General features: G+C 62.4%; 31 protein-coding genes. 17 read left to right on the top strand and 14 right to left on the bottom strand.

The window, feature by feature from the left end; all coding sequences use genetic code 11:
- Window positions 1-2: 2 nt before the first annotated feature.
- Complete coding sequence (gene aat, locus ACFOJ9_RS14290) at window positions 3-620, top strand: leucyl/phenylalanyl-tRNA--protein transferase (RefSeq protein WP_183452866.1); 618 nt, start codon at window positions 3-5, stop codon at window positions 618-620.
- 9 nt (window positions 621-629) lie between these two features.
- Here the strand turns inward: aat and ACFOJ9_RS14285 are convergent, their stop codons facing one another.
- From ACFOJ9_RS14285 to ACFOJ9_RS14275, 3 genes are all read right to left on the bottom strand, one after another.
- Window positions 630-1,016, bottom strand: a complete 387-nt coding sequence (locus tag ACFOJ9_RS14285; RefSeq protein WP_378979444.1) for a hypothetical protein — start codon at window positions 1,014-1,016, stop codon at window positions 630-632.
- A gap of 75 nt (window positions 1,017-1,091) precedes the next feature.
- The gene (locus tag ACFOJ9_RS14280; RefSeq protein ID WP_378979443.1) at window positions 1,092-1,685 is read right to left on the bottom strand and encodes a DUF2155 domain-containing protein; all 594 of its coding nucleotides are present in this window, start codon (window positions 1,683-1,685) and stop codon (window positions 1,092-1,094) included.
- Window positions 1,686-1,808: 123 nt separating this feature from the next.
- On the bottom strand, window positions 1,809-2,207 hold the full coding sequence (locus tag ACFOJ9_RS14275; RefSeq protein WP_378979442.1) for an NADH:ubiquinone oxidoreductase subunit NDUFA12: 399 nt from the start codon (window positions 2,205-2,207) through the stop codon (window positions 1,809-1,811).
- A gap of 332 nt (window positions 2,208-2,539) precedes the next feature.
- Between ACFOJ9_RS14275 and panB the strand changes: the two genes are divergently transcribed.
- Together panB and panC are read left to right on the top strand one after the other, a co-directional pair.
- On the top strand, window positions 2,540-3,382 hold the full coding sequence (gene panB, locus ACFOJ9_RS14270) for a 3-methyl-2-oxobutanoate hydroxymethyltransferase (RefSeq protein ID WP_378979441.1): 843 nt from the start codon (window positions 2,540-2,542) through the stop codon (window positions 3,380-3,382).
- Window positions 3,379-4,230: a pantoate--beta-alanine ligase gene (gene panC / locus ACFOJ9_RS14265; RefSeq protein WP_378979440.1), complete on the top strand. Its 852-nt coding sequence runs from the start codon at window positions 3,379-3,381 to the stop codon at window positions 4,228-4,230. The genes panB and panC overlap by 4 nt, the downstream gene beginning before the upstream one ends.
- 53 nt (window positions 4,231-4,283) lie before the next feature.
- Here the strand turns inward: panC and ACFOJ9_RS14260 are convergent, their stop codons facing one another.
- The 3 genes from ACFOJ9_RS14260 to gatB are packed head-to-tail and all read right to left on the bottom strand — an operon-like array spanning window position 4,284 to window position 6,740.
- A complete protein-coding gene (locus ACFOJ9_RS14260) occupies window positions 4,284-4,721 on the bottom strand; it encodes a VanZ family protein (protein WP_378979439.1) in 438 nt (145 codons plus the stop codon).
- A gap of 26 nt (window positions 4,722-4,747) precedes the next feature.
- Window positions 4,748-5,236, bottom strand: coding sequence for a GNAT family N-acetyltransferase (locus tag ACFOJ9_RS14255; RefSeq protein ID WP_378979438.1), 489 nt, complete (start codon window positions 5,234-5,236; stop codon window positions 4,748-4,750).
- Between the two features lie 4 nt (window positions 5,237-5,240).
- On the bottom strand, window positions 5,241-6,740 hold the full coding sequence (gene gatB / locus ACFOJ9_RS14250) for an Asp-tRNA(Asn)/Glu-tRNA(Gln) amidotransferase subunit GatB (RefSeq protein ID WP_378979437.1): 1,500 nt from the start codon (window positions 6,738-6,740) through the stop codon (window positions 5,241-5,243).
- Between the two features lie 281 nt (window positions 6,741-7,021).
- Here gatB and ACFOJ9_RS14245 point away from each other — a divergent pair, with 281 nt between their 5' ends.
- Entirely contained in the window at window positions 7,022-7,279 is a 258-nt protein-coding gene (locus ACFOJ9_RS14245) for a YjhX family toxin (protein ID WP_023759402.1), read from the top strand.
- Window positions 7,280-7,327: 48 nt separating this feature from the next.
- Here ACFOJ9_RS14245 and ACFOJ9_RS14240 read toward each other — a convergent pair whose 3' ends face one another.
- Complete coding sequence (locus ACFOJ9_RS14240; RefSeq protein ID WP_109671710.1) at window positions 7,328-7,759, bottom strand: CBS domain-containing protein; 432 nt, start codon at window positions 7,757-7,759, stop codon at window positions 7,328-7,330.
- A gap of 87 nt (window positions 7,760-7,846) precedes the next feature.
- Window positions 7,847-8,605 carry a rhomboid family intramembrane serine protease gene (locus ACFOJ9_RS14235; protein ID WP_378979436.1) on the bottom strand — a complete coding sequence of 253 codons (759 nt, stop codon included), beginning with the start codon at window positions 8,603-8,605 and terminating at the stop codon, window positions 7,847-7,849.
- Window positions 8,606-8,994: 389 nt separating this feature from the next.
- Here ACFOJ9_RS14235 and ACFOJ9_RS14230 point away from each other — a divergent pair, with 389 nt between their 5' ends.
- From ACFOJ9_RS14230 to ACFOJ9_RS14215, 4 genes are all read left to right on the top strand, one after another.
- Window positions 8,995-9,627 carry a PAS domain-containing protein gene (locus tag ACFOJ9_RS14230; protein WP_378979435.1) on the top strand — a complete coding sequence of 211 codons (633 nt, stop codon included), beginning with the start codon at window positions 8,995-8,997 and terminating at the stop codon, window positions 9,625-9,627.
- A 184-nt stretch (window positions 9,628-9,811) separates the two neighbouring features.
- Window positions 9,812-10,429 carry a PilZ domain-containing protein gene (locus ACFOJ9_RS14225; protein ID WP_378979434.1) on the top strand — a complete coding sequence of 206 codons (618 nt, stop codon included), beginning with the start codon at window positions 9,812-9,814 and terminating at the stop codon, window positions 10,427-10,429.
- 270 nt (window positions 10,430-10,699) lie between these two features.
- Window positions 10,700-11,308: a transglutaminase-like cysteine peptidase gene (locus tag ACFOJ9_RS14220; RefSeq protein ID WP_378979433.1), complete on the top strand. Its 609-nt coding sequence runs from the start codon at window positions 10,700-10,702 to the stop codon at window positions 11,306-11,308.
- Between the two features lie 268 nt (window positions 11,309-11,576).
- Window positions 11,577-12,137: an ankyrin repeat domain-containing protein gene (locus ACFOJ9_RS14215; RefSeq protein ID WP_378979432.1), complete on the top strand. Its 561-nt coding sequence runs from the start codon at window positions 11,577-11,579 to the stop codon at window positions 12,135-12,137.
- Between the two features lie 44 nt (window positions 12,138-12,181).
- Here the strand turns inward: ACFOJ9_RS14215 and ACFOJ9_RS14210 are convergent, their stop codons facing one another.
- Together ACFOJ9_RS14210 and ACFOJ9_RS14205 are read right to left on the bottom strand one after the other, a co-directional pair.
- Window positions 12,182-12,709: a gamma carbonic anhydrase family protein gene (locus tag ACFOJ9_RS14210; protein WP_127383253.1), complete on the bottom strand. Its 528-nt coding sequence runs from the start codon at window positions 12,707-12,709 to the stop codon at window positions 12,182-12,184.
- Between the two features lie 19 nt (window positions 12,710-12,728).
- Window positions 12,729-13,070, bottom strand: a complete 342-nt coding sequence (locus tag ACFOJ9_RS14205) for a DUF6949 family protein (RefSeq protein ID WP_378979431.1) — start codon at window positions 13,068-13,070, stop codon at window positions 12,729-12,731.
- Between the two features lie 125 nt (window positions 13,071-13,195).
- Here ACFOJ9_RS14205 and ACFOJ9_RS14200 point away from each other — a divergent pair, with 125 nt between their 5' ends.
- The gene (locus ACFOJ9_RS14200) at window positions 13,196-13,921 is read left to right on the top strand and encodes a hypothetical protein (RefSeq protein WP_378979430.1); all 726 of its coding nucleotides are present in this window, start codon (window positions 13,196-13,198) and stop codon (window positions 13,919-13,921) included.
- A 67-nt stretch (window positions 13,922-13,988) separates the two neighbouring features.
- Here ACFOJ9_RS14200 and ACFOJ9_RS14195 read toward each other — a convergent pair whose 3' ends face one another.
- Entirely contained in the window at window positions 13,989-14,192 is a 204-nt protein-coding gene (locus ACFOJ9_RS14195) for a DUF3126 family protein (protein WP_006200852.1), read from the bottom strand.
- Between the two features lie 151 nt (window positions 14,193-14,343).
- Window positions 14,344-15,192, bottom strand: a complete 849-nt coding sequence (cysE, locus tag ACFOJ9_RS14190) for a serine O-acetyltransferase (protein ID WP_378979429.1) — start codon at window positions 15,190-15,192, stop codon at window positions 14,344-14,346.
- Window positions 15,193-15,339: 147 nt separating this feature from the next.
- Here cysE and ACFOJ9_RS14185 point away from each other — a divergent pair, with 147 nt between their 5' ends.
- Window positions 15,340-15,945, top strand: coding sequence for an HD domain-containing protein (locus tag ACFOJ9_RS14185; RefSeq protein WP_378979428.1), 606 nt, complete (start codon window positions 15,340-15,342; stop codon window positions 15,943-15,945).
- Between the two features lie 30 nt (window positions 15,946-15,975).
- Here ACFOJ9_RS14185 and ACFOJ9_RS14180 read toward each other — a convergent pair whose 3' ends face one another.
- Window positions 15,976-16,881, bottom strand: coding sequence for a LysR family transcriptional regulator (locus tag ACFOJ9_RS14180; RefSeq protein WP_292182780.1), 906 nt, complete (start codon window positions 16,879-16,881; stop codon window positions 15,976-15,978).
- Window positions 16,882-17,002: 121 nt separating this feature from the next.
- Here ACFOJ9_RS14180 and ACFOJ9_RS14175 point away from each other — a divergent pair, with 121 nt between their 5' ends.
- The 7 genes from ACFOJ9_RS14175 (at window position 17,003) to speB (ending at window position 22,876) form a co-directional block, all read left to right on the top strand.
- The gene (locus ACFOJ9_RS14175) at window positions 17,003-17,995 is read left to right on the top strand and encodes an ABC transporter substrate-binding protein (RefSeq protein ID WP_378979427.1); all 993 of its coding nucleotides are present in this window, start codon (window positions 17,003-17,005) and stop codon (window positions 17,993-17,995) included.
- A 104-nt stretch (window positions 17,996-18,099) separates the two neighbouring features.
- The gene (locus ACFOJ9_RS14170) at window positions 18,100-18,882 is read left to right on the top strand and encodes an ABC transporter permease (protein WP_378979426.1); all 783 of its coding nucleotides are present in this window, start codon (window positions 18,100-18,102) and stop codon (window positions 18,880-18,882) included.
- A gap of 9 nt (window positions 18,883-18,891) precedes the next feature.
- Window positions 18,892-19,662 (top strand): ABC transporter ATP-binding protein, encoded by a 771-nt coding sequence (locus ACFOJ9_RS14165; protein ID WP_378979425.1) that lies wholly within the window; start codon window positions 18,892-18,894, stop codon window positions 19,660-19,662.
- Window positions 19,659-20,414, top strand: coding sequence for an SDR family NAD(P)-dependent oxidoreductase (locus ACFOJ9_RS14160; RefSeq protein WP_378979424.1), 756 nt, complete (start codon window positions 19,659-19,661; stop codon window positions 20,412-20,414). The genes ACFOJ9_RS14165 and ACFOJ9_RS14160 overlap by 4 nt, the downstream gene beginning before the upstream one ends.
- A complete protein-coding gene (locus tag ACFOJ9_RS14155) occupies window positions 20,408-21,115 on the top strand; it encodes an SDR family NAD(P)-dependent oxidoreductase (protein ID WP_378979423.1) in 708 nt (235 codons plus the stop codon). The genes ACFOJ9_RS14160 and ACFOJ9_RS14155 overlap by 7 nt, the downstream gene beginning before the upstream one ends.
- Window positions 21,116-21,127: 12 nt before the next feature.
- The gene (locus ACFOJ9_RS14150) at window positions 21,128-21,898 is read left to right on the top strand and encodes a creatininase (RefSeq protein ID WP_378979422.1); all 771 of its coding nucleotides are present in this window, start codon (window positions 21,128-21,130) and stop codon (window positions 21,896-21,898) included.
- A gap of 12 nt (window positions 21,899-21,910) precedes the next feature.
- Window positions 21,911-22,876, top strand: coding sequence for an agmatinase (gene speB / locus ACFOJ9_RS14145; RefSeq protein ID WP_378979421.1), 966 nt, complete (start codon window positions 21,911-21,913; stop codon window positions 22,874-22,876).
- Window positions 22,877-22,919: 43 nt separating this feature from the next.
- Here speB and ACFOJ9_RS14140 read toward each other — a convergent pair whose 3' ends face one another.
- A complete protein-coding gene (locus ACFOJ9_RS14140) occupies window positions 22,920-23,261 on the bottom strand; it encodes a hypothetical protein (protein ID WP_378979420.1) in 342 nt (113 codons plus the stop codon).
- Window positions 23,262-23,288: the final 27 nt, after the last annotated feature.

The raw sequence follows: 23,288 nt of genomic DNA, 5'->3' as shown, positions 1-23,288 counted from the left end.
CGATGACCCGTCCTTACGCACCCGGCTATCGCATCCCCACCGACCTCCTGCTCAAGGCCTATGCCTCGGGCGTCTTCCCGATGGCCGAAAGCGCCGGCGACCCGGAGGTGTTCTGGGTGCGGCCGGAGACGCGCGGCATCATCCCGCTCGATGGTTTTCACGCGCCGAAAAGCCTCAGGAAAACGATCAAGAAGCATCCTTTCGACATCCGTTTCGATTTCGATTTCGAAGCCACCATCGACGGCTGCGCCGAAAAGCGCGCGGAGCGGCGCTCGACCTGGATCAATGCGCCGATCCGCGAAGCCTATGTCGAACTGCATCGGATAGGACATTGTCATTCGGTCGAGGCGTGGCGCGAGGACCGGCTGGTCGGCGGGCTCTACGGCGTGTCGCTCGGCCGGGTGTTTTTTGGCGAAAGCATGTTCGCCAGGGAGACGGACGCCTCCAAGACCTGCCTTTATTATCTCGTCGAGCGGTTGAAGGCGCGCGGCTTTGCTCTGCTTGATACCCAGTTCACCACCGAGCACCTCAAGCGCTTCGGCGCGGTCGATGTGCCGCGCGGAAAATACGAAAAAATGCTGGCCGACGCGCTGAAGGGCGAGGCCGTATTCTATCCCTGACGATTGAGCCTACTTCCCGGTGGCGGCTTCCAATGGAGTCTGCGAATGGAACATCATCTTCCAGCCGTTGACGCGATGGACATAGCCGGTGCTGACCAGCGCGGCGTAGGGTTCGCCGTTCTCGCGTGTCGCATGTGCCTCGTAGGTCAGCATGATGATGTCGCTGCCTGGCTCGATAATGCCCTTAAGATCGATCTTCAGGTCCCGCCAGCGGTTGGGCTTGGTTGCGGTCTTGGCGAGATCGGCATTGTCCATCGCCTTGGCCATCTGCGGAAATGCCACCAGGCATTCGGTGTCGGCATTTGCCGCGTAGTAAGCCGCGTCGCCCGTCCAGAACCCCTTTTCGAGTTCCAGTAGCTCTTCCTTGCCGGCCGTGATCCGCTTGCTGTCTGACATCGGAATATCCTCCTTGCGCATAAATGCGCGGTCGTCCGTGATCCAACGCGTGATGGACAGGGCGGTTCCGGAGGATCAGTTGGAGTCGGTCGTATCGGGTTCGGAAACGTCCGGCTCAGTCACATCCGGCTCTGTCACGTCCGGAGTGGTCGTGGCCTTCGGTTGGGCTGCGGCGGGCTTGGGAGCGTCAGCTTTGGTCGCGTCGGCCTTGGCGCCGTCGGGCGCCGGCACATCCGACTTCTGCTTGCATTCCTTCAGCCAGACGTCATAGACGGCATGTTCGACGGCGTTGAGGCCGGGGCTTTCGGCAAACATCCAGCCGGTGAAGATACGGCGGATTTTGCGGTCGAGCGTGATTTCGTCGACCTCGACGAAGGAATCTGTCTTCGGCTCTTCGGTCTGCGGTCGCGAATAGCAGACACGCGGCGTCACCTGCAAAGCACCGAACTGCACCGTCTCGTCGATATAGACATCGAAGGTGATGATGCGGCCAGTGATCTTGTCGATGCCGGCAAACTCGGCGACAGGATTGGTGACCCGCTCCGCTCCCGCGGGCGGCGCCGGCGCCGGCGCGGCGGGTTCAGGCGAAGCGGCAAAGGCCGCGGTGCTGACGGCAAGGCTGGCGGCTACCATCAGGCCGCCCATCGATGTCAGGCTGAAAAAGCTCATATAGGGGTACCGGTGGTTCGCGCCCGGGTGATTCTATCGATCGCCAAGGCTAGTCGCCGTTTTCTGATCAGCAAGCAGCTAAACACCAATTGTGGCGATAAAGGACCGGCTTGCACCCTGTCGTTACGACCCGGGTGTCCAGGCGTCGTAGTCGCCCGTGACCTGCGGACGGTGCTGATTGGTCAGCACCGAGCCCTTCGGGCGATAGGCCGCCGGGCTGCCGGTCAGATTGGGCTGATGCGGCTTCTGCCAGTCGCGCGGCTTGTAGTCTTCGCTCGACGGCGCGACGTCGACCCGGTGATGGATCCAGCCGTGCCAGCCGGGCGGTATGGCAGAGGCTTCCGAATAGTTGCGGTAGATGACCCAGCGGCGCGTGCGGCCTTCCGAATCGATGCCGCCCTCATAATAGATGTTGCCCGTCTCGTCCTGGCCGACCCTCTTGCCATGCCGCCAGGTGTGCAGGCGCGTACCCAGCGTCTGGCTGTTCCACCAGGTGAAAAACTGCGTAAGAAAAGTCTTCATCTTAGAACCCTCGCGCCGGCAGCGCCCGTTTCCTGCTTATGGCGTCAGGCCTTGCCGAAGGCAAGGCTTTTGCCACAGCGGGCGCGCAAATGGCTTGCCGGAAACCCGACACAAGCCCGTGATCTTTCCAATGCATGCCGCCCAAAAGTGGCCCCCGGTTTTGGGAGAACGACATGCATAAAATCAAAGACCTGAAGCGCGTCGCCTCAATCCGTTCGAACGCGACACGCTTCAGGCGGCAGGATGGGCGCTTGCCAAGCCATTGCGGTCTTTCTAAAGCTCTGCGCGCCATGCAGGGTATCCAACCTGGCTGCAGTCTGAAGAGGTGACGATTGGCCACGGAATTGCCGACCACCGACATCCGCATCAGCACTGAGGCGATTCGCCGCCGCAAGGGCGGCACTCCGATTGTCTGCCTGACCGCCTACACCTACCCCGTCGCCCGCTTGCTCGACGAGCATGTCGACCTGCTTCTGATCGGCGACAGCGTCGCCATGGTGCTGTATGGGCACAAGACGACGCTGGGCGCCTCGCTGGAGATGATGATCGCGCATGGACAGGCGGTGATGCGCGGCTCGGCCAGGGCCTGCGTCGTCGTCGACCTGCCGGCTGGCACTTATGAGGCTTCGGCGACACAAGCCGTTGCCTCGGCGCGGCGGGTCGTCGACGAAACCGGCTGCCAGGCGGTGAAACTCGAAGGCGGCGTCGACATGATCGGGCAGATCGCGGCCATCGTCGATGCCGGCATTCCGGTCATGGGACATATCGGCCTGCAGCCGCAATCGGTCGAGAAGGACGGCGGCTACAAGATCAAGGGCCGCACCGAGGAGGCTGTTGCGGCTTTGGTTCACGATGCGCTCGCCGTCGAAAGCGCCGGCGCTTTCTCGGTGGTTATCGAAGGCACGGTCGAGGCCGTCGCCGCCGATATCACCCGCCGCATCGCCATTCCAACCATCGGCATCGGCGCCAGCGGCGACTGCGACGGCCAGATCCTGGTCATCGACGACATGGTCGGGCTGACCGTCGACAGGGTACCGAAATTCGTCAAGGAATACGCCGATCTGCGCAGCGTGATTTCGCATGCCGCCCAAACCTATGCAGCGGAGGTGCGAAGCCGGACATTCCCCGGCCCCGGCCATGTCTTTTCGGCGACAAAGAGCAGGGACGACGCATGAGCCGGCCCGTCGTCGTCGACAGCGTTGCCGCACTTCGCGCCCAAATCCATGACTGGCGGCGCGATGGCCTTCGTGTCGCCATGGTGCCGACCATGGGGGCGTTGCATGACGGGCACATCTCCCTGGTCAAAATTGCGCTCGAAAAAGCCGATCGCTGCGTCGTATCGATCTTCGTCAACCCGACGCAGTTCGCGCCGACCGAGGATCTCGACAAATACCCGCGCCAACTCGCCCGCGACCTCGACCGGCTGGGCGTGGCAAAGGCCGACCTTGCCTTCACACCGACGGTCGGCGAGATGTATCCTACCGGCTTCGCCACAAAAATCTCGGTCGGCGGCCCCTCCGCCGGGCTCGAATCGGACTTTCGGCCGACCTTTTTCGACGGCGTCGCCACCGTGGTGGCAAAACTCCTCCTGCAGGCAACGCCTGACTGTGCGGTCTTTGGCGAGAAGGACTACCAGCAGCTTTGCGTCGTCAGGCAGCTCTGCGGCGATCTCGACCTGCCCGTCGAGATCATCGGCGCACCGACGATACGCGATGCGCATGGTCTCGCCATGTCGTCACGCAACGCCTACCTCGACGAAACCGAACTGAAGATCGCCCGCCAGTTCAACGTGATCCTGAGAAAGACGGCCGCAGAACTGGCGGCGGGCGCCGACCGGAAGGGTGCAACCGAAGAGGCCAGCCGTGCCCTTGTCGCCACCGGGTTCCGCGAGGTCGACTATGTCGAGGCACGCGAAAGCCTGACGCTTGCGCCATGGCGTCGAGACCGCGAAGGGCGCCTGCTCGCGGCCGCATGGCTCGGCAAGACCAGACTGATCGACAATGTCGACGTTTCCTCTGCCTAGCCGAGCTCGAGACGAAGTCTGGCCCATCGGCGTGGCGGGTTTTCTGCCCGCGCCTACCGCTCTCCTAGTCTTCCGCTGCTCCTGACGAACAATTGCCCCACGAGGATCCCGACAATGCCTGCGCAGGCTTTCACGAGTGCATCGGCAATGTGCGCGTGGCGACCGGGATCAATGATCTGAAGCAGTTCCAGTACGCCGGCGGTCACAGCCACAAAGACCACGGCTTGATACAGTCGGTTGGGGAAGCCGAGCGCCAGGGCGAAGCCCAACAGCACATAAGCCAAGGCACGCTCAATGTTCGCTTCGGCGATGTGCGGCCGCATCTGGATCGGCGACAAGGTTGCGAAAATGATGATGGCGAGCAGCGCCATCGCTACAGTGCGGGACAGTTTGGTCATGCCCTTGCATATCCGTCGTGAGCCGGCACAGCAAACGCCGCGATGACGCATGGCCGGATCGCTGCCCGGTGAACCGTTGACGATGAAATTCATGCTGGCGCCAAAGAAGGCCCTGCATCCTATCCGAGCGGCTTCTCGAAACTCAGCGTCGTCGGCCCTGAGGCCTCACGGGGATCTGCGGTGTGGTCGGCGGGCAAGAACCCCTTCGATCGGTAGAAGGCGATGGCGCCGCCATTGGCCTCCTCGACCTCGACGCGCAGCGTTCGCGCTTCCGGGAAACTGGCTTCGACCTCGTCGAGCAGTGCTTGCCCGACCCCTCGCCTTTGGCAGTCCGGATGGACGTAGAGCTGGTTCAACAGGATGATTTTCGCATCGGCGGTGGCGGCGGCGAAAGCCATGCCGCCGATCCGCTTGCCGTCATCGGCCACCAGGAATTCCGAGTTCGGCCGTGTTAGTCGCAAGCGGAGCGAGGCAATCGAGTGCCATTCATCCGTGATCTCGATCACCTTGGCAGCGCCATAAATGGCATCATAGGTCGCATGCCAGGTCTCGACCAGCAGCGTCCGCACAGCGGCAAGGTCGCGCTCCCCGGCGGTGCGGACGAACATGGCCTTACTCGATGCCCAGCTTGGCCTTGACGAGGTCGTTGACCGCTTGCGGGTTGGCCTTGCCGCCGGTCGCCTTCATCACCTGGCCGACGAACCAGCCGGCCATGCTCGGCTTGGCGCGCGCCTGTTCGACCTTGTCGGGGTTGGCAGCGATCACCTCGTCGACCGCCTTCTCGATGGCGCCGGTGTCGGTGACCTGCTTCATGCCACGGCTCTCGACCAGCTGGCGTGGGTCGCCGCCCTCATTCCAGACGATCTCGAACAGGTCCTTGGCGATCTTGCCGGAGATGGTGCCATCCTTGATCAGATCGATGACCGCGCCGAGCTGGTCGGGCGAAATCGGAGCGTTTTCAATGTCTTTTCCGGCCTTGTTCAATTGCCCAAGCAGATCGTTGATGACCCAGTTGGCGGCGAGCTTGCCGTCGCGGCCGGCGGCAACCTTCTCGAAATAATCGGCGATCGGCTTTTCCGACACCAGGATCGAGGCATCATAGGTCGACAGGCCGAGCGACGCGATCAGCCGCGCCTTCTTGTCGTCCGGCAGTTCCGGCAATTCCCCAGCCAGCGCGTCGACATAGGCCTGGTCGAATTCCAGCGGCAGGAGGTCCGGATCGGGGAAATAGCGGTAATCATGCGCCTCTTCCTTGGAGCGCATCGAGCGCGTCTCGCCCTTGACGGCGTCGAACAGCCGCGTTTCCTGATCGATCTTGCCGCCATCCTCGAGGATGACGATCTGCCGGCGCGCCTCGTAATCGATGGCCTGGCCGATGAAGCGGATCGAGTTGACGTTCTTGATCTCGCAGCGCGTGCCGAACTCGCCGCCCGGCTTGCGCACCGAGACGTTGACGTCGGCGCGCATCGAGCCTTCGTCCATGTTGCCGTCGCATGTGCCGAGATAGCGCACGATGGTGCGCAGCTTGGTGACATAGGCCTTGGCCTCGTCGGCCGAGCGCATGTCCGGCTTTGAGACGATCTCCATCAGCGCCACGCCGGAGCGGTTGAGATCGACATAGGACATGGTCGGATGCTGGTCGTGCATCGACTTGCCGGCGTCCTGCTCCAGATGCAGCCGCTCGATGCCGACCTCGATGTCCTCGAATTCGCCCTGGCGGTCCGGGCCGACCGAGACGATCACGGTGCCCTCGCCGACGATCGGCTGCTTGAACTGCGAGATCTGGTAGCCCTGCGGCAGGTCGGGATAAAAGTAGTTTTTCCGATCGAAGACCGACTTGTGGTTGATTTGCGCCTTCAGCCCAAGGCCGGTGCGGATCGCCTGCTTGACGCATTCCTCGTTGATGACGGGCAGCATGCCCGGCATGGCCGCGTCGACCAGGCTGACATTGGCGTTGGGCGCCGCGCCGAAGGCGGTCGAGGCGCCCGAAAACAGCTTTGCTTCCGAAGTGACCTGCGCATGGACCTCGAGGCCAATGATGATCTCCCAGTCGCCGGTAGCGCCGGGGATCAGGCGTTTCGCGTCGGGGGTACGGGTGTCGATGAGGGTCATGGCAGCCTGCGAATTGGTGTCGAGAAATATGCAAAATGCAGAATGCATATTTTCGATCTTCGCTAGTGCAAACCGCCAAAAGAGACAAGCGCAAAGCCACGGACTGGCCTTTTCAGCCGCTTTCGCCTATAGGACGTCCATTCCAATGGAGAGTGGATGTCCACTTACGCTCAGTCCCGGTAAGGCCCTGACCTCCTAGCGAGGCAGGGCAGAAAAACCTGAAACCCCGTGCCGCGAAGCTTCGCGGCGGCGGCATTTTCTGTTTTCCCGGAAACTCTCCCATGGATATTTCGCGCATAGAACAGCGCATCCTGCACCTGCTCGCGCAGGGCGGACGCATTGAAATCGAAAAGAACGAGAAAAAGCGGATCGCCTCCGTCAAATGCCTGACCCGTGACGGCTGGCATTATCCGGGCGTCGATCTCGACATGTTTCGAAAGCTGAAGCGGAAGAAGGCTGTTTCTTCGTCAGGTGGCGGACCCTACCGCATCACCCGGCGCGGGCTGGAACTCGTCCGCTCCGAACTCGACAACAGGTAGAATACCCCTCCGCCGGTCGGTCTTCCGGCCGGCGGTTCCCTTCACCGTTCAGGCGGTGGCAATATAGGCCCTGATCTCGTCGGCTTCGCGCTCGACATCCTCGATGCGGCGCTTGACCACGTCGCCGATGGACACGATGCCATCGAGCATGCCGTCCTTTTCCACCGGCAGATGGCGGAAACGGCCGCGGGTCATGATTTCCATCACCTCGTTGACGGTGTGGTTTTCATTGCAGATCTTCACCTTCGGCGTCATCGCCGAACGCACGGCGATATCGAGCGCGGCTCCACCTTCCCGGGCGACAACCCGCACGATGTCGCGCTCCGAAAGGATACCGACGATCTTGTGATCGCCATTGGTGATGACCAGCGCACCAATCTTGTGTTCGGCCAGGATGCGGATGGCTTCGCTAAGCTTTTCGTTCGGCCCGAGCGTGAACACGTCATGGCCTTTTTTCTCGAGAATTGCCTTAACCGTCATGGCGTCCTCCTCTGCTTTGCCTGCCGGTTCCTGCCCTGACCGGCCTTCACATAAGAGTGAACATCGTGCGCCGTGATCGGTTGCATTTCAAGTGCGGTGGTCGGGGCTCTCCCATTCGGGCGCCTGCCATCGCCTGTCGAACCAGCGCAGGCCGAAGAAGCCGGCGACAAAGCCGCCAATATGGGCCTCCCAGGCGATCTGGCCGTCTACACCTGGGGCAAGGCCGAGAAGGCCGGTGGCGAGGTTGATGATCATCCACACGGCAAGGAAGATCACGACACCGCGCAAGCGCAATACGAATGCGATCGGCAGCACGGGACCGGCGAAGGCAGCCTTGCCCGCTGAACGGTCGGTGCGGAAGCCGAAACGCGCCGCAGCCCCCATCATGCCGGAAATCGCACCGGAGGCGCCGACCAGTGGCGCTTCTCCGTAGGGATGCACCGCCCAGTAAAGCGCGACCGAGGCCAGCCCGGTCACGGCGAAAAACAGCGCGAACCAGAGCGTACCCAGACGATTGGCCAACGGCGAGCCAAAGGCTGCAAGCCAGACCATGTTGATGGCGATATGGGCAAAACCACCATGCATGAAGGCATAGGTGAAGGGCCGGGAAAACAGGAACCAGTCGAAGCCGTATTGGCCGGTGTAGAGAACAGGGATGAAGGCCCCGTCATACAGCAATGTCATCTGCTGGGATTCGCTCAACACATACTGCTCCAGCAGATAGACGGCAGCACAGATGCCGATCACCGCCAGCACGACGGGCGGCAGATTGAACACCGGCTCGCGCCGCGGTTCAGGTGCGCCCTCGACGGGGTCGACTTCCGAGGGAGATGCCGGTTCACTCATTTGAAATTGCACTCTGCGGGGATTCGGGGTTCGAGCATCTAGATCACCGCGGACCGAACCGCAAACCGCGAATCGCCGCGGCGCGAATCAAAAAAGAAGCCGTTCAAGGTTTCCCTTGAACGGCTGGTCGAGCCCCCTGCTCCCCTAAAACTCTTGACTGAAGTGCTGCCGATCGTCGCGAAACGACCGCTTCTGGAGTGGTTTTTGTGTGCCACGGGGCTCGCTTCGATGCAACGTAAACCACTTGTTAACCTTAACGGCCCCGACCCGTGAACAAGTGTTAACGACGCTGGCACGCTTCCTGCTCCGCAACGCATGTAGGTCATCGGAGGGCGCCCTTCTGTTCACCGATGGGACATCAGACGACAGAATGCGCGGAGCAGCATAGCATGAACCAGAATGGATCGATCACGCTGTTCCAATATTGGAACCGCCTGCGTGACGGACGCCCTGCCCCGAAGCGTTCGGAGGTCGAGCCAGCCGACATCAAGTCGCTGCTGGCCGACACCTTTATCCTGGAGCGGGACACGCGCGGGCAAGCCGTATTCCGGCTCGCCGGCACCAGGCTTTGCGCCTACTATGGCCGAGAACTCAAAGGGTTTTCCTTTCCGTCGCTGTGGCGCGAGAAGGATCAGCGGCTCGTCTCGCGGCTGATCCACGGCGTCTTCGACCAGAAGTCGGTCGTGCTCATCAGCTATGAGGGCTTCAGCCGCAACGGGCGCTCCAACAAGTTCGAACTGCTCGCCCTGCCACTTGACGGCGGCGTCGAAAATCCGCGTTGCCTGGGCGTCATTAGCGCCGTGGACAAGCCCTTCTGGCTGGGCGCCGACCCGATCACCGACGCGTTGATCGATTCGATCCGCGTCATCGATCCGGAGAAGGAGCTCCTGAACAACCGTCCGGCGATCGATGTTCCCTCGCTCGTTCCCGATGAATTCGAGGCACCCGAGACGATCTCGGCGCTCGGCCGGGCGCGCCGCATCCGCCATCTCGTCGTCTTCGATGGCGGGCGCGAGGAATAGTCCGCAATCTCGCGGCTTGATGCATGCCGGCCCAAAAGTGCGCAGCGGTTTTGGGACAACGGCATGCATAAAAAGGAAAGCCCCAAAGCGCCCGCTTTTCCCCTTTGTTAACCCGCTTTGTTGTACTTCTCTGATGAAGTTCCTCGCATCGACGCGTGGGATGCCAAACGGGGTGTAGGCAGTCATGAGGTCAGCGGCGATCGACCATGCGCCGTCCCAAGCTGAAAGGCGTAACTTTCAGCGCGTCCGGGTCAAGATTTACGGGCGCTTCATGCTGGAAGACCGCACCGAGCATCCCTGCCAGGTCGTCGACATGTCACCGGGCAATGTCGCGTTTCGCACCGACCGCATCGGCATGCCCGGCGAAAAAGTCATCGCCTACATCGATCATATCGGCCGCATCGAAGGTGTCGTCACGCGCACCTTGCAAGACGGTTTCGCGATGACCGTCATCGCGTCGGATCGAAAGAAGGATAAGCTTGCCGCGCAATTGACCTGGCTTGCCAACAAGCATGAACTCGACCTGCCGGAAGACCGTCGCCATGAGCGCGTCGCGCCACGCAATCCGACCAGCGTGCTGCAGCTCACCGACGGCCGTCAGTACCAGTGCCGTATCATCGACCTTTCGCTTTCCGGCGCTGCGATCGAGATCGACGTCAAGCCGGCGATCGGCATCCAAGTCATGCTCGGCACCATGCGCGGGCAGATCGTGCGCCATTTCGAGGATGGCGTCGCCATCGAATTCGCCGTCATCCAGCGCCCCGAAACGCTCGATTCCGAATTCAACACGTCACGCGCCTGACAAGGCCCTTCAGCAACACTCAGGAAACCGGCCCTTGCGGCCGGTTTTTTGTTTTTTGCGCCCATGACCAGCGTGCTTCGGCCGCTCCCGGCAGGATCTGCGCGGCATCAATAGCCGAGAGCCGGGGCTTAAACTCCAAACAATTCAATACTCAAATGATTCAAATTTTATGTTTATTCTACTGGCGTTTTACTCAATATCTACTTCGCGCTTTTGCCTCAAGTAAATCCACATGTGGCAATGTCTCCTTCGAACGGGGAGACTACAACAATGAAGAAAACGAGGGGCAAGCTGTTGCTGGCGGCAATGGCGATGCAGCTTTCCGCTTGGGGATCAGCATATGCCGCGGGACCGGCCTATATGCACACCGGCGGGCGCACCACACAACCTGTTGGCCATTATGAATTCTGCCAGCGCATAGCCGGCGAATGCAGCGAAAGAACCCGCAAGGGCGCGCCGGTCGAACTGACCCGCAAACTGTGGGCGACGATCGTCAACATCAACAATTCGGTCAACACCCGCATCAAGCCGCGCACCGACATGGAAAACTACGGTGTCGAGGAATACTGGGCCTATCCCGACAATGGCTATGGCGATTGCGAGGACTACGCGCTGGAAAAGCGTCGCGAATTGATGGATGCGGGCGTGCCTGCCGGCAATCTGCTGATGACGGTCGCGCGCCAGCCGAATGGCGACGGTCACGCGGTGCTGACCGTGCGCACCAGCCTGGGCGAATTCATCCTCGACAATCTGGAAACCAAGGTGCTGTCCTGGACGGACACCGACTACACCTATCTCAAGCGCCAGTCGGATCAGAATTCCGGCGTTTGGGTGACGATCAACGACGGCCGCTCCGACGCGGTCGCCAGCGTCCGCTAAAACAGAGATCAAGCGCGCCGCATGAGTGCGAGGTGCTTCAGGAGAAACCCGGTCGAGTCCCCACCCTCCCCGTCCCCAACGACCGGGTGAAAGGAGCCGGCCCCGTCCCCGGGCCGGCTCCGCCATTTCTGGCGGAGGCCGTTCGAAAACCAGTCCGCTTGGGGTGGCTGGAAAATCGCAATCTCATTCAGTCGAATCGTCCCGCCTTCCCCCGCACAGAAGATCGAGGCACTATAGGCCGTCAGTTTCGCCCTTCTGGATCACTGCGATGTTGGAAATCCCGGAAGATCGATGCGAGCGCCACCGCCTGTTCAAGGCCATCGACGATGCCTTCAAGGCCGGCGACTTCGACGGCCTTGGCGTGACCTTGGGCGGCTCTTCCCGCTGGTTCGACGAGCGCATGCCGTTCGAGCTCGGCCTCGGGCATCCGCTGGAATATGCGATCTATTGGAGCCCCGTCGGCTTCATCTCGATCCTGCTGGATGCCGGCTCGGATCCGAATTATCAGGATCACGGCGGGTTTCCGTCCATCATTGCGGCGTTGTCCACCGACCGAGCCGACAGGCTGGACATAGTGCGGGTATTGATCGACGGCGGCGCCGACCCCAACATGCGGGGCGTCAACGACTGGACTCCGCTTCACTATTCGGTGGCAATCCGCAGTGTCGATGCGATCCGCCTGCTTTTGGCGGCGGGCGCCGACCCGGCGCTCGAAACCCGCATCGATGACTACAGGACAGCCATCAAGGAAGCCGAGATTGCCGGCTTTGAAGCCGGTGCTTCATTGCTGCGCGATGCGATGGCCGGGCGCAGCTCTGACGGACAGTGAGTTGGAGCGCGACGAACCACCGCCGACACGTGGCCAGGCTGGCCTCAAACTTTCTTCAACCCAGCCTTGAAGCGTTTGCCATTGGCGACATAGTGCGCCGCCGAGCCGCGCAGTCTGGCAACGGCCGCGTCGTCCAGAACCCTGATCGCCTTGGCAGGTGAGCCGACGATCAACGAATTGTCCGGGAATTCCTTGCCTTCGGTGACCAGCGCGCCGGCGCCGACCAGCGAATTCCTGCCGATTTTCGCGCCGTTCAGCACGATGGCGCCCATGCCGATCAGGCTGTTGTCGCCGATGGTGCAACCATGCAGCAAGGCGCGGTGGCCGATCGTGCAGCCCTCCCCGATGGTCAGCGGGAAGCCGGGATCGGTGTGCATCACCGTATGTTCCTGCACATTGGTGTCGGCGCCGATGACGATGGGCTCATTGTCGCCGCGAATGACGGTGCCGAACCAGAAGCCGGCGTTGCGGCCAACGCGCACATCGCCGATCAGCGTCGCATCGGGCGCGATCCAGTTAGAGTCCGCATCCGCGAAGCTGGGCTCCGTTCCATCGATCGCATAAAGCGGCATTTTCGGTCTCCGAATCGTCTTAGGCTGGCAATTCGGACCCTAGGAGACGGATCGTCCATGAGGCAATGGCAAGCACGACGACGCCTAGTGCCAAGGCCCATGCAATTGCCGTGCAGCCGCAGGACATCAGCGCGAGCGTCGAAATGCGGCGCTCACGCCGCGCATCGATGGCATCGTTGACCAGCATGAAGGGCCCGGCACAAGCAGTGGCGAGCAGCGAGCGCAAAACATGTGACGGCGACACATAGGGTTCGGTGAAGGCGACCTTGCGGCCCGACACCAGCTCCATGGCCGACCCAGCCAGCCCGCAGGCCGTCAGCCCGACGGCAAAAGCAAGGAGAGTGAGTTCCAGCGGTCCCATCTTAACTTTCCATTTACCATGAAATTGCACAGTCGTTCCATGAAGGCTGCAAGAGTTGTGCCGTGCGATGTGTGCCGCCCAGGGACACCAGTGGCGTACAGGCGGCCCGAGATCCGAGGACTGAGATGAAGCAGGCAGCGCTCGCCACCGAACTCACCGTGGTCGATTCCAGGCTGATGAAGCGGGTGTTCTACGGGTTCGCGGCGCTGGCCCTGCTGTCGGTGGCGATCAGCCTTGGCGGCAAATGGTTCGGCCATTCGATTGCCATGGCCGGATACACCGACGACGCAACGGTCCATCAGGTGGTGATCGGCAACAATGTCATTGCCGTGCCGGCCAACGCCATCCGTTTCGCCCAGGCCCGGCGCGACGGCATCGCTTCGCGGCTCGACCTCTATCTGCGCTATCCCCAAATGGACGGCTACAGCGAGGCCGCGCGGGACGATTTCAACCATACGGGCACAGCCAAGAGCGTCATCTTCCTGTCCTTCGAACAGCAGATGATGTCGCGTGACATGAGTGGCCGCTTCGCGCCGATCTACAGCGCGTTGATCACCCAGCCCGGCATTGCGGGCCCTGGCGGCACGACGGTGTACGGTTTCAATGAGAAATCAGGCTATCTGAACGAGGTGTTGGTTGTCGGCAAGCGCCCCGGCAAGGACCCGTTCGTGGCCCGCTGCCTGAGCGGGCCGAGTGCCGACCAATCGCTGGCGCCTTGCGAGCGCGACATCCAGGTCGGCGACGACCTCAGTCTCACCTATCGCTTCCCTAGGGAGTTTCTGGGGGATTGGCAGGCGCTCGACGCGGCAATCGCCACCGAAGCCGGGCGTGTCCTGAAAACAGGACATTAAGAAAGCCTCGGAAATCCGGCTGGCCGGCCGCATCGGGGCGGAGCCGGCCGAGCGCAAAATCGCTGGCTCAGGCCAGATCGATGTCGAGGATCGCCATCGAGAAATTGTAGTCGCCGTCGTCCTCGTCCTTGAAGACGATGCCGAGGAATTCGTCGCCGACATAGACCTCGGCCGAATCTTCCTTGCGCGGCCGTGCCTTGACCTCGAGCTTGGGGTTCTGGAAGACGCGCTTGAAATAGGCGTCCAGCTTTCTGATTTCGTCCGGCTTCAACAGTCTTCTCCGATCATCGGGCTTGCTCGTTCGAACGCGCTTCTGGCACGTCGACAATGGCGATGTAAAGGCAAGCGGCCTGATAAGGCGAGACAACCACCCACTCATGCCGGCGGCCGGAATCCGGCAGCAGGAGGCGGCCTCGTGAAAATCAGATGTCGAAGCTGACGACCTGATCCATCGTCTGCGACGGCAGAAGCTGGTCCATCTGGCGCGACGGCTGATCGCAGCCGGTCTCACCGACGACGCGGGCCGGCACGCCGGCAACCGTCTTGTTGTGCGGCACCGGCGACAGCACCACCGAGCCCGCCGCGATCTTCGAGCAATGGCCGATTTCGATGTTGCCGAGGATCTTGGCGCCGGCGCCGATCAGCACACCGTAGCGGATCTTGGGGTGACGGTCGCCGCCGGCCTTGCCGGTACCGCCCAGCGTCACGCCATGCAGGATCGACACGTCGTCCTCGATGACCGCCGTCTCGCCGACCACAAGGCCGGTGGCGTGGTCGATGAAGATACCCTTGCCAATGCGGGCGGCCGGGTTGATGTCGGTCTGGAAGACCGAGGACGACCGGCTCTGCAGATAGAGCGCGAAATCCTTGCGGCCCTGATTCCACAGCCAATGCGCCAGCCGATGCGTCTGGATGGCGTGGAAACCCTTGAAATAGAGCACCGGCATGATGAAGCGGTCGCAGGCCGGATCGCGGTCGTAATAGGCCTGAATGTCGACGCGCACGGTCGTCGGCCAGTCCTTGTCGTCGGCCAGCATGGACTTGAACGTCTGGCGGATGAGATCGGAGCCGATGTCCTGGTGGTCCAGCCGCTCGGCGAGCCGATGGATGACCGCTTCCTCCAGGCTGTCCTGGTTGAGGATAGTCGAATACAGGAACGCGGCGAGCAGCGGGTCGCGGTTGACCGCCTCCATCGCCTCGTCTCGGATCGAGCGCCAGATCGGATCGACCGGCTTCAATGCGCTGTGTCGGGAAATGCTGATGCTGTTCATCGCCGTCTCGTCCTGCGTCCTGCCGGGCTTGCCTGTTGCGCTTGCCTGTTGTCTGGCGGCACATATAAGCCAGATCATAGCACGATTGAACTCAATTTTCCTTAGTGCTTTGTCAAATGGATTTGGTTCGCGGGAATTCAAGCAGCCATGGAAAACGAACCCTTGATCGACGACGCGCTCAAAAGCGAGCTTTCGGCACTCTACCAGGCCGGGGATCGCCACTACCACAACCTTGCCCATATCGAGGCGATGCTGGCGCTGGCAGGCGACTATCGAGGGTTGCTCGGCGATCCCGAGGCGATCGAAGCGGCGATCTGGTTCCACGACGCCATCTATGACAGCAAGGCCAAGGACAACGAGGCGCAAAGTGCCGACCTTGCCGAGAAAAGGCTGGCGGGCCGCGCGGATCCTTCACGTCTCAACCGCATCTCGGCGATGATCGTCGCCACCGCCACGCACCAACTGCCGTCGTTCGACGACGCGACCGCCACACGGGACGCAAGTCTTTTCCTCGACATGGATCTATCGATCCTGGGTGCCGTGCCGGATGCCTTCGACGCCTATGAGCGCGCCGTGCGGCGCGAGTATCACTGGGTGGAGGAGCCGATGTGGCGGGCCGGACGCAGTGCTGTCCTGAAGAGTTTCCTCGCCCGCCCGCACATCTTCCACACCGAAGAATTTCGCCAGCGCTTCGAACCGCAGGCCCGGGAAAACATCACGCGGTCATTGCTGGCCTTGCAAACCGCTTCGTGATCTTCGTCGGCGACGCACCCGCATGTCGCCCTATCCTGCCGCGGGCGTTGCATCGAACAATGCACCGAGAAACGCCTGAACAAGCGAGCGCTGGGCGTCGGTTTTGCGATAGGCGACGCGGTGTATGGAACTGAACGCATAGGCCCTTGGCTTGATTGCCCGCATGTCTCCGGCCGCGACCCAGGGATCGGCAAAATGGCACGGCAGAAAGCCGATGAAATTGCCCGACAGGATCAGCATCAACTGCGCTTCCATATGCACCACCGATGCACTCGCCCTGGGATGGCCGACAAGGTAGAGATCGTCGAAATGCCGATAGCTGCGCACCGAAAACCGCGCGGCGTCGACAGCGCTTTGGTCGATCCTTGAATCGGGCACCGCAAAAAGCGGATGCCGGCGGCCGCAATAGAGAAGATGCGGTTCGCCGCAGTAGTCCCGATAGACGACGCCGGGCGCCTTTTGCGACAGCGGTCCGATGACGATGTCGCGGCCGCCATCGGCGACTTGTTGCTCGAGTTCGGACGGCGTGCCCACCGAAAGGTCGATGAAGACGTCGGAATCCGGCCCCATGAAGCGGCTGAGCGCGTGCTGGATACCCAGTTCACCACTGGTGAAGACCCCATCCGACGTCCCGACCCGCAAGCGGCCCGACAGGCTGCCGCTGGCTGCATTGATGCGATGTCCGAAATCGTCGAGGTCGCGGAACAGCTTCTGCGCCGCATCGTAGGTCGCCTGCCCGACCTCGGTCAGCCGGAATTGCTTGCGCCCGCGATGGCAGAGCTGGGCACCGATGCGTTTCTCCAGTTCCGCCAGATGCGTGCTGAGCGTCGGCTGCGACAGGTTGAGCGTGATTTGCGCGGCGGCGAACCCGCCTGAATCGGCCAGCGCCACGAAAACGCGCAGCAGGCGGATATCGATGTTGTCCAGCCGGCGCATGCTACTCCCTCTGATGCACAGAACGATACATCGATATTATTCGATGTATCGTTCTAAATAAACTCATTTACATCAATGTCAGAAATCGCGAGCCTGCGCGGAACAAAATTGGGGAACAATCATGAAACCGTTATTCGGCACCGCGTTGTCCGCAGCCCTTCTGCTCGCCAGTTCGCAGCTCGCCCTCAGCGCCGACCAGATCCGCATTCTCGCACCGACATGGCTGGGATTTGCGCCTGTCCATATCGCCAGCGACCTTGGCTGCTTCACGGCCAAGGGCCTCGACGTCAGCATCAAATTCGAGGACGACCTGACCAACGTCATGGCGGCGATGGCGCGCGGCGACATCGAGATGCAGATGCGCTCGGTCGGCGAATATCAGGGGCGACCGCGCGACGCCTCGACGCCCGGCATCATCATCGGCACGATCGATGAATCCGTCGGCGGCGACGGCGTCATCACCGACGAGAAGATCAAGTCGGTGGCCGATCTCAAGGGCAAGGTCGTCGCGGCCGAACCCAACATTCCCTCACGCCTGCTGCTGCAGATGGAGCTGAAGCAGGCCGGCCTGTCGTTGAAGGATCTGCAGATCAAGGACATCGCGACGGCCGATACGGGCGCGGTTTTCGTCGATGAATCGATCGCCGCGATCGCGACCTACGAACCGTTCATGTCGCAGGCGCTGAAGGCCTCCACCCGCCCCGGTGCCCGCATGCTGATCTCGTCCAAGGATCATCGCGGCATCATCATCGACGCGATCATCGCCCGCAACGACGACTTCAAGGCGAACCCCGACAAGTACACAAAATTCCTCGGCTGCATCTACGAGGCGGTCGACTTCATCAAGGCCGAGCCGGAAAAATTCGCCGACATGGCGTCCAAGCATTTCGGCCTGACGCCTGCCGAAGTGACCGACATCGTCAACTCCAGCCTGTCCTACACGACGCTTGCCGAATCCCTCGCCTATATGGGCAAGCCGGGAGAAAAAGGCACGCTGCACGGGATCTTCGACACGGTGATGGATCTCAACCTGGAAAATGGTGCCGCCGACAACAGACTGGTGGCGGCCGACCAGATCGACAATTCGGCAATCAACAAGGTCCCGGCAAAATAGCGGCCGCGTGGCCCGACCGGCAGCCTCTCTCGGCTGTCGGCAGCGATGTCATTCCGGCTTGCCGCCGGTGACGGCCGTTCTTTCGATCACCCGGGGATAGTGATTTGTTCAGCAGCCTGTTTGTCTTCCGCGGTCGCGCGTCGCCGATGCTGGAGTTTGCCGTCAGCGTCGCCGCAGCCGTGCTCGTCATTGCCCTGTGGGAACTGGCGGCGCGCGCGGGCATCATTGCACCGCAGTTCCTGCCGTCGCCGAGCCGCGTCGTCATCGCGCTGTGGACAATGCTGACCGGGCAGAACCTCCTCTGGCACGTCGCGGTTTCGACCACCCGTGTCTGGATTGCCTTCCTGCTGGCCGCCGTCATGGCGATCCCGATCGGCATCATGATGAGCAGCTACCGGATCGTCGGCGCCGCCCTGGAGCCGATGATCGATTTCATCCGCTATTTGCCGGTCCCCGCACTCGTGCCGCTGTCCATCATCTGGTTCGGCGTCGGCGAGGAGACCAAGATCTTCCTGCTCTGGCTGGGCACGTTCTTCCAGCTCGTTCTGCTCGTCGCCGACGACATGCGGCGCGTGCCGCAGGAGTTCGTCGAGGTCGCCCGCACCGTCGGCGCCAATTCCAGGCAAGTCATGATCGACGTCGCCCTGCGCTGGATGGGACCAACGCTGCTCGACAATCTGCGCATCACGCTCGGCTGGTGCTGGACCTATCTGATCATCGCCGAGATCGTCGCCGCCGATTCCGGCATCGGCTATGTGATCTGGACGGCCCGGCGCTTCGTCAAGACGCCGGAGGTCATGGCCGGCGTCGTCGTCATCGGCCTGATCGGCCTGGTCACCGACCAGCTTCTACGCCTGCTTCACCGCCGGCTGTTCCGGTATCTGTGAGGACCTGACATGACCGGATATGTTCAATTCGTCGACACGGCCAAGTCCTTCGGCCCCATCGATGTCGTGCGAAAGACCAGCCTTGGCCTCGACCGCAATTCGCTGGTCGTCTTCCTCGGCCCGTCGGGCTGCGGCAAGACCACCTTGATGCGCTTGGTCGGCGGCCTCGACCAGCCGAGCTCGGGCTCGATCCTACTCGGCGGGGAAAAGGTCGTCAGGCCGGACCGTCGGCGCGGCATGGTGTTCCAGTCCTATTCGTCGTTTCCCTGGCTGACCGTCAAAAACAACATCGCCTTCGGCATGCGCTACAGGAAGGACCTCGGCGCAACCGAAAGGGCCGAGCGTATCAGCCACTATCTCAAGCTGTTCGGGCTCGCCGACTTTGCCGACTCCTATCCAAACCGGATCTCGGGAGGCATGCGCCAGCGCGTGGCCATAGCCCGCACGCTCGCCGCGGGCTCGGACGTGCTGTTGATGGACGAGCCCTTCGGCGCCCTCGACGCGCTGACGCGCGAGCGGCTTCAGGTCGAGCTGCGGCAGATCCAGATCCGCGAGGAAAAGACCATCATCTTCGTCACCCACGACGTGGAAGAAGCGGTATTTCTCGCCGACCGGATCATCCTGTTCTCGCGTCGTCCGGCCTCGATTGTCGCCGATATCGACGTGGCGACAGAGCTTGGCCCGGACCGGCCGCTGGAGATTCGCGAAACCCAGAAATTCTTCGAGCTGCGCAACAAGGTCCTGCATCTGATCCGCAACGAAACCGGAGTGGTCGTATGAGCCTCTCCTTTTCCGGAAAGACGATCGTGATCACCGGAGCGAGCCGCGGCATCGGGCTCGGCATCGCCAAGGGCTTCGCCAAGGCCGGCGCCAGCCTGCACCTCATTGCCAACGACGCGGCCGTGCACGAACGGACCCGCGAATTGGGCGCCACCGGCATGGAGGCCGACATCGCCGACCGCGAGGCCGTCAGGGCGGCACTCGAACCGATCTCCCGGATCGACGTGCTCATCAACAATGCCGGCCTCGAGCTAATGACGCCGATCACCGACAGCAGCGACGAGGCCGAAGCTGCCTTCCGGCGCATCATCGAGATCAACATCATCGGCACGGCGCTGGTCACCGCGCGCGCCTTGCCGCGCATGCAGGCGGGCGCTTCGATCATCAACACCGCGTCGATCTGGGGCCGCGTCGCCGAAGCGCGGTTCGGCGCCTATGTCGCCTCCAAGCACGCCATCATCGGCCTGACGAAAACCTGGGCCAAGGAACTTGGATCGAAGGGCATCCGCGTCAATGCAGTCTGCCCCGGATGGGTCCGCACGGAAGCATCGATGCGCTCGCTTGGCCGCATGGCCGAACAAGGCGCGGTCAGCGAAGCAGCACTGCTCGAAGACATCGTCGGCGCGCAGGCCCTGCCCGGCCTGATGGAGCCGGCCGACATGGCCGGCACCTACCTGTTCCTGGCGTCGGATCTCGCGGCCAACATCACCGGGCAGTCGCTCGGCGTCGACAGGGGAGAAGTGCCTTGGTAACTCCACTGCACGGAAAACGCGCGCTGGTCACCGGTGCGGCCAGCGGCATCGGCCGCGCGACCGCGCTCGCCTTGCGGGACGCCGGGGCCATAGTTCTCGGGTTCGATCTCAAGGCATCCGAAGGCGATATCCCGATCCTTGCCTGCGACCTTGCCAGCGAGGCCGACATCATTGCCGCAGTCAAGCAGGGCGCGCAACGGATCGGCGGCTATGACATCCTGGTCAACAATGCCGGCATCCTCCAGGAAGCACCGCTTGGCGTGATTTCGCTCGACCATGTCGACCGCATGTTTGCCGTCAATGTGCGCGGCGCCATCATCGTGGCACGGGAAGTCCTGCCGCACCTTCCCGATGGCGGCCGCATCGTCAACATCGCTTCCGAACTCGCCTATCTCGGCCGGTCCGGCGCCTCGGTCTATTGCGCGACCAAGGCGGCATTGCTCGGCCTGACCCGCTCCTGGGCGCGCGAGCTTGCCCCTCGCATCCTGGTCAACGCCGTGGCGCCGGGGCCGACCGACACGCCGCTTCTCGGCTTCGAGGCGCTGAGCGAGAGCCAGCGCGCGCTGGAAACGACACACCCGTTGGGGCGGATCGGCCGGCCGGATGAAATCGCCTCCGCGGTGGTCTTCCTTGCCGGCCCCGGCGCGACCTTCTTCACCGGACAATGCCTGGGCGCCAATGGTGGCGCGGCGATGCTTTGAAATGAGATGACCATGAAAGACCGAGTTTTCCTCGCTGAACTGCCATGGCCCGAAGCCGAGAAGCGGATCGCCGCCGGCGCGCCCATCTTCCTGCCGCTCGGCGCGACCGAACAGCACGGCCACCACATGGCGATGAATGTCGATGTCATCATCCCGACCGCCATCGCCGAGAAGGTGGCGAAGCAGGTCGGTGGCCTCGTCGCGCCGACCATCGCCTATGGCAACCGCTCGCAGCCAAGAACAGGCGGCGGCCCGGCCTTCCCCGGCACGATCAACATCACGGCGCATACATTTTCGCTGCTGGTCAAGGATGTGATCTGCGATCTCTATCGCCAGAAGGTCCGGCGCATCGTTGTGCTCAACGGCCACTACGAGAACATCGGCCCGTCGATCGAGGGCATTGAACTGGCGCTCGATGCCATTGGCCGCGAGCGTGCGGCGGATCTGACGATCCTGCGCATCGACCATTGGGAAATGGTGCGCGCCGAAACGCTGGCGAAGGTCTTCCCCGACGGCTACCCCGGCATCGAGCTCGAACATGCGAGTGTCATCGAAACCTCGATGATGATGGCGCTGCGCCCCGAACTCGTCGATCTCGGCAAGGCGCTGCATGACGGCCCCGCGCAATTCAGGCCCTACGACCGCTATCCCAAGCCGGCGGAGGAAGTACCGCCGTCCGGCGTGCTGTCTTTGACCGAGGGCTCATCGGCGGAAAAGGGCCGGTGGCTGCTCGACGACTGCGAGACCCGCATTGCGGAAATCGTCAAACGTGAATTCTTCTGAGGTGCCGACACCATGAGCAGCAATTTCTTCCAGCCGATTGACGCTTCCGCCGTTCCTCGTTTCGCCGGACTTTCGACCTTCATGAGACTGCCGGCTGTGGCAAGCGCGGAGGGGCTCGACATCGCGCTCGTCGGCATACCGTGGGATGGTGGCACCACCAATCGCGCCGGTGCACGGCATGGCCCGCGCGAGATCCGCAACCAGTCGAGCCTGATGCGGCGCGCCCATCACGTCTCGGGGACCGAGCCATTCAGCATCGCCAATGTCGCCGATGTCGGCGATCTCTCGGTCAATCCGATCAACCTGCTGGACGGACTGAAGCGCATCGAGGACGGCATCGCGGCGATCGTCGCGGCGGGCGCCATTCCGCTTGCCGCGGGCGGCGATCATCTGACGACGTTGCCGGTGCTGCGCGCCGTTGCCCGCAAGGCGCCCGTCGGCATGATCCATTTCGACGCGCATTCCGACACCAATGACCGCTATTTCGGCGACAACCCCTATACGCATGGCACGCCATTCCGCCGCGCCATCGAAGAGGGGCTGCTCGATCCCAAGCGCATCGTCCAGATCGGCATCCGCGGCTCGATATACGAACCCGGCGAACATGACTGGGCGGTCGCCCAGGGCATCCGCATCATCTACATGGAGGAGTTCGTCAGGCGGGGCGCGGCCAGCATCATGGAAGAGGCGCGCAGCATCGTCGGAAACACGCCCATCTATGTGACCTTCGACATCGACTGCATCGACCCATCGATGGCCCCCGGGACTGGTACGCCCGAGCTAGGCGGCTTCACAACCCGCGAGGCCCAGGAGATGGTTCGCCTGCTCGACGGATTGAATATTGTCGGCGCCGACGTCGTGGAGGTGGCGCCGCCTTTCGACTTCGGTGGAATGACGGCGCTCGCCGGCGCGACGATGATGTTCGAGCTGCTGTGCGTGATGGCGAAGTCGGTTCAAGCAGCAAGGGCGCCGGACTGACCCAGCATTGTCGCGACCCACGGCAAGCCGGGATGGCGCAAGATCAGGTAAAAGCACCTATCGTCGACGCCATTGCCACCAGGAGAGCGAGCCCCGCCATCACCGACAGCCCGTTGAGGATGATCCCCAGAACGCCAAGCGCGCGGCTGTCGTTCGAACGCACCAGCGCCATCACGCCAAAAATCGCGCCGGTGATATGCGCCAGCGGAGCGGCGAGCAGAAACACCGCCATGAACAAGCCCGTTGCGATGTTCTGCGCAAGTTTCGAGGCGTCACTTGGCATCGCCACCAGGATGGTTATCGCAAGTACCCCGGCCGCAAACGCCAACAATGCCAGTATAACCGAACGTTTGCCGAGCCTGCCTTGCGCCACCGCGCCCGGCACGGCGGCCGTGCTTCGTCCCCATTGTGC

This window comes from Mesorhizobium cantuariense, assembly GCF_042647205.1.
GTDB lineage: Bacteria > Pseudomonadota > Alphaproteobacteria > Rhizobiales > Rhizobiaceae > Mesorhizobium > Mesorhizobium cantuariense.
Note: the sequence above shows the minus strand (reverse complement) of the source record. Positions and strands in the feature narration are given on the sequence as shown.

Coding starts and splice junctions, on each gene's coding strand:
- aat (WP_183452866.1), top strand. CDS start 3: ATGACCCGTCCTTACGCACCCGGCTATCGCATCCCCACCGACCTCCTG.
- ACFOJ9_RS14285 (WP_378979444.1), bottom strand. CDS start 1,016: ATGTCAGACAGCAAGCGGATCACGGCCGGCAAGGAAGAGCTACTGGAA.
- ACFOJ9_RS14280 (WP_378979443.1), bottom strand. CDS start 1,685: ATGAGCTTTTTCAGCCTGACATCGATGGGCGGCCTGATGGTAGCCGCC.
- ACFOJ9_RS14275 (WP_378979442.1), bottom strand. CDS start 2,207: ATGAAGACTTTTCTTACGCAGTTTTTCACCTGGTGGAACAGCCAGACG.
- panC (WP_378979440.1), top strand. CDS start 3,379: ATGAGCCGGCCCGTCGTCGTCGACAGCGTTGCCGCACTTCGCGCCCAA.
- ACFOJ9_RS14260 (WP_378979439.1), bottom strand. CDS start 4,721: ATGAATTTCATCGTCAACGGTTCACCGGGCAGCGATCCGGCCATGCGT.
- ACFOJ9_RS14255 (WP_378979438.1), bottom strand. CDS start 5,236: ATGTTCGTCCGCACCGCCGGGGAGCGCGACCTTGCCGCTGTGCGGACG.
- gatB (WP_378979437.1), bottom strand. CDS start 6,740: ATGACCCTCATCGACACCCGTACCCCCGACGCGAAACGCCTGATCCCC.
- ACFOJ9_RS14245 (WP_023759402.1), top strand. CDS start 7,022: ATGGATATTTCGCGCATAGAACAGCGCATCCTGCACCTGCTCGCGCAG.
- ACFOJ9_RS14240 (WP_109671710.1), bottom strand. CDS start 7,759: ATGACGGTTAAGGCAATTCTCGAGAAAAAAGGCCATGACGTGTTCACG.
- ACFOJ9_RS14235 (WP_378979436.1), bottom strand. CDS start 8,605: ATGAGTGAACCGGCATCTCCCTCGGAAGTCGACCCCGTCGAGGGCGCA.
- ACFOJ9_RS14230 (WP_378979435.1), top strand. CDS start 8,995: ATGAACCAGAATGGATCGATCACGCTGTTCCAATATTGGAACCGCCTG.
- ACFOJ9_RS14225 (WP_378979434.1), top strand. CDS start 9,812: ATGAGGTCAGCGGCGATCGACCATGCGCCGTCCCAAGCTGAAAGGCGT.
- ACFOJ9_RS14220 (WP_378979433.1), top strand. CDS start 10,700: ATGAAGAAAACGAGGGGCAAGCTGTTGCTGGCGGCAATGGCGATGCAG.
- ACFOJ9_RS14215 (WP_378979432.1), top strand. CDS start 11,577: ATGTTGGAAATCCCGGAAGATCGATGCGAGCGCCACCGCCTGTTCAAG.
- ACFOJ9_RS14210 (WP_127383253.1), bottom strand. CDS start 12,709: ATGCCGCTTTATGCGATCGATGGAACGGAGCCCAGCTTCGCGGATGCG.
- ACFOJ9_RS14205 (WP_378979431.1), bottom strand. CDS start 13,070: ATGGGACCGCTGGAACTCACTCTCCTTGCTTTTGCCGTCGGGCTGACG.
- ACFOJ9_RS14200 (WP_378979430.1), top strand. CDS start 13,196: ATGAAGCAGGCAGCGCTCGCCACCGAACTCACCGTGGTCGATTCCAGG.
- cysE (WP_378979429.1), bottom strand. CDS start 15,192: ATGAACAGCATCAGCATTTCCCGACACAGCGCATTGAAGCCGGTCGAT.
- ACFOJ9_RS14185 (WP_378979428.1), top strand. CDS start 15,340: ATGGAAAACGAACCCTTGATCGACGACGCGCTCAAAAGCGAGCTTTCG.
- ACFOJ9_RS14180 (WP_292182780.1), bottom strand. CDS start 16,881: ATGCGCCGGCTGGACAACATCGATATCCGCCTGCTGCGCGTTTTCGTG.
- ACFOJ9_RS14175 (WP_378979427.1), top strand. CDS start 17,003: ATGAAACCGTTATTCGGCACCGCGTTGTCCGCAGCCCTTCTGCTCGCC.
- ACFOJ9_RS14165 (WP_378979425.1), top strand. CDS start 18,892: ATGACCGGATATGTTCAATTCGTCGACACGGCCAAGTCCTTCGGCCCC.
- ACFOJ9_RS14160 (WP_378979424.1), top strand. CDS start 19,659: ATGAGCCTCTCCTTTTCCGGAAAGACGATCGTGATCACCGGAGCGAGC.
- ACFOJ9_RS14150 (WP_378979422.1), top strand. CDS start 21,128: ATGAAAGACCGAGTTTTCCTCGCTGAACTGCCATGGCCCGAAGCCGAG.
- speB (WP_378979421.1), top strand. CDS start 21,911: ATGAGCAGCAATTTCTTCCAGCCGATTGACGCTTCCGCCGTTCCTCGT.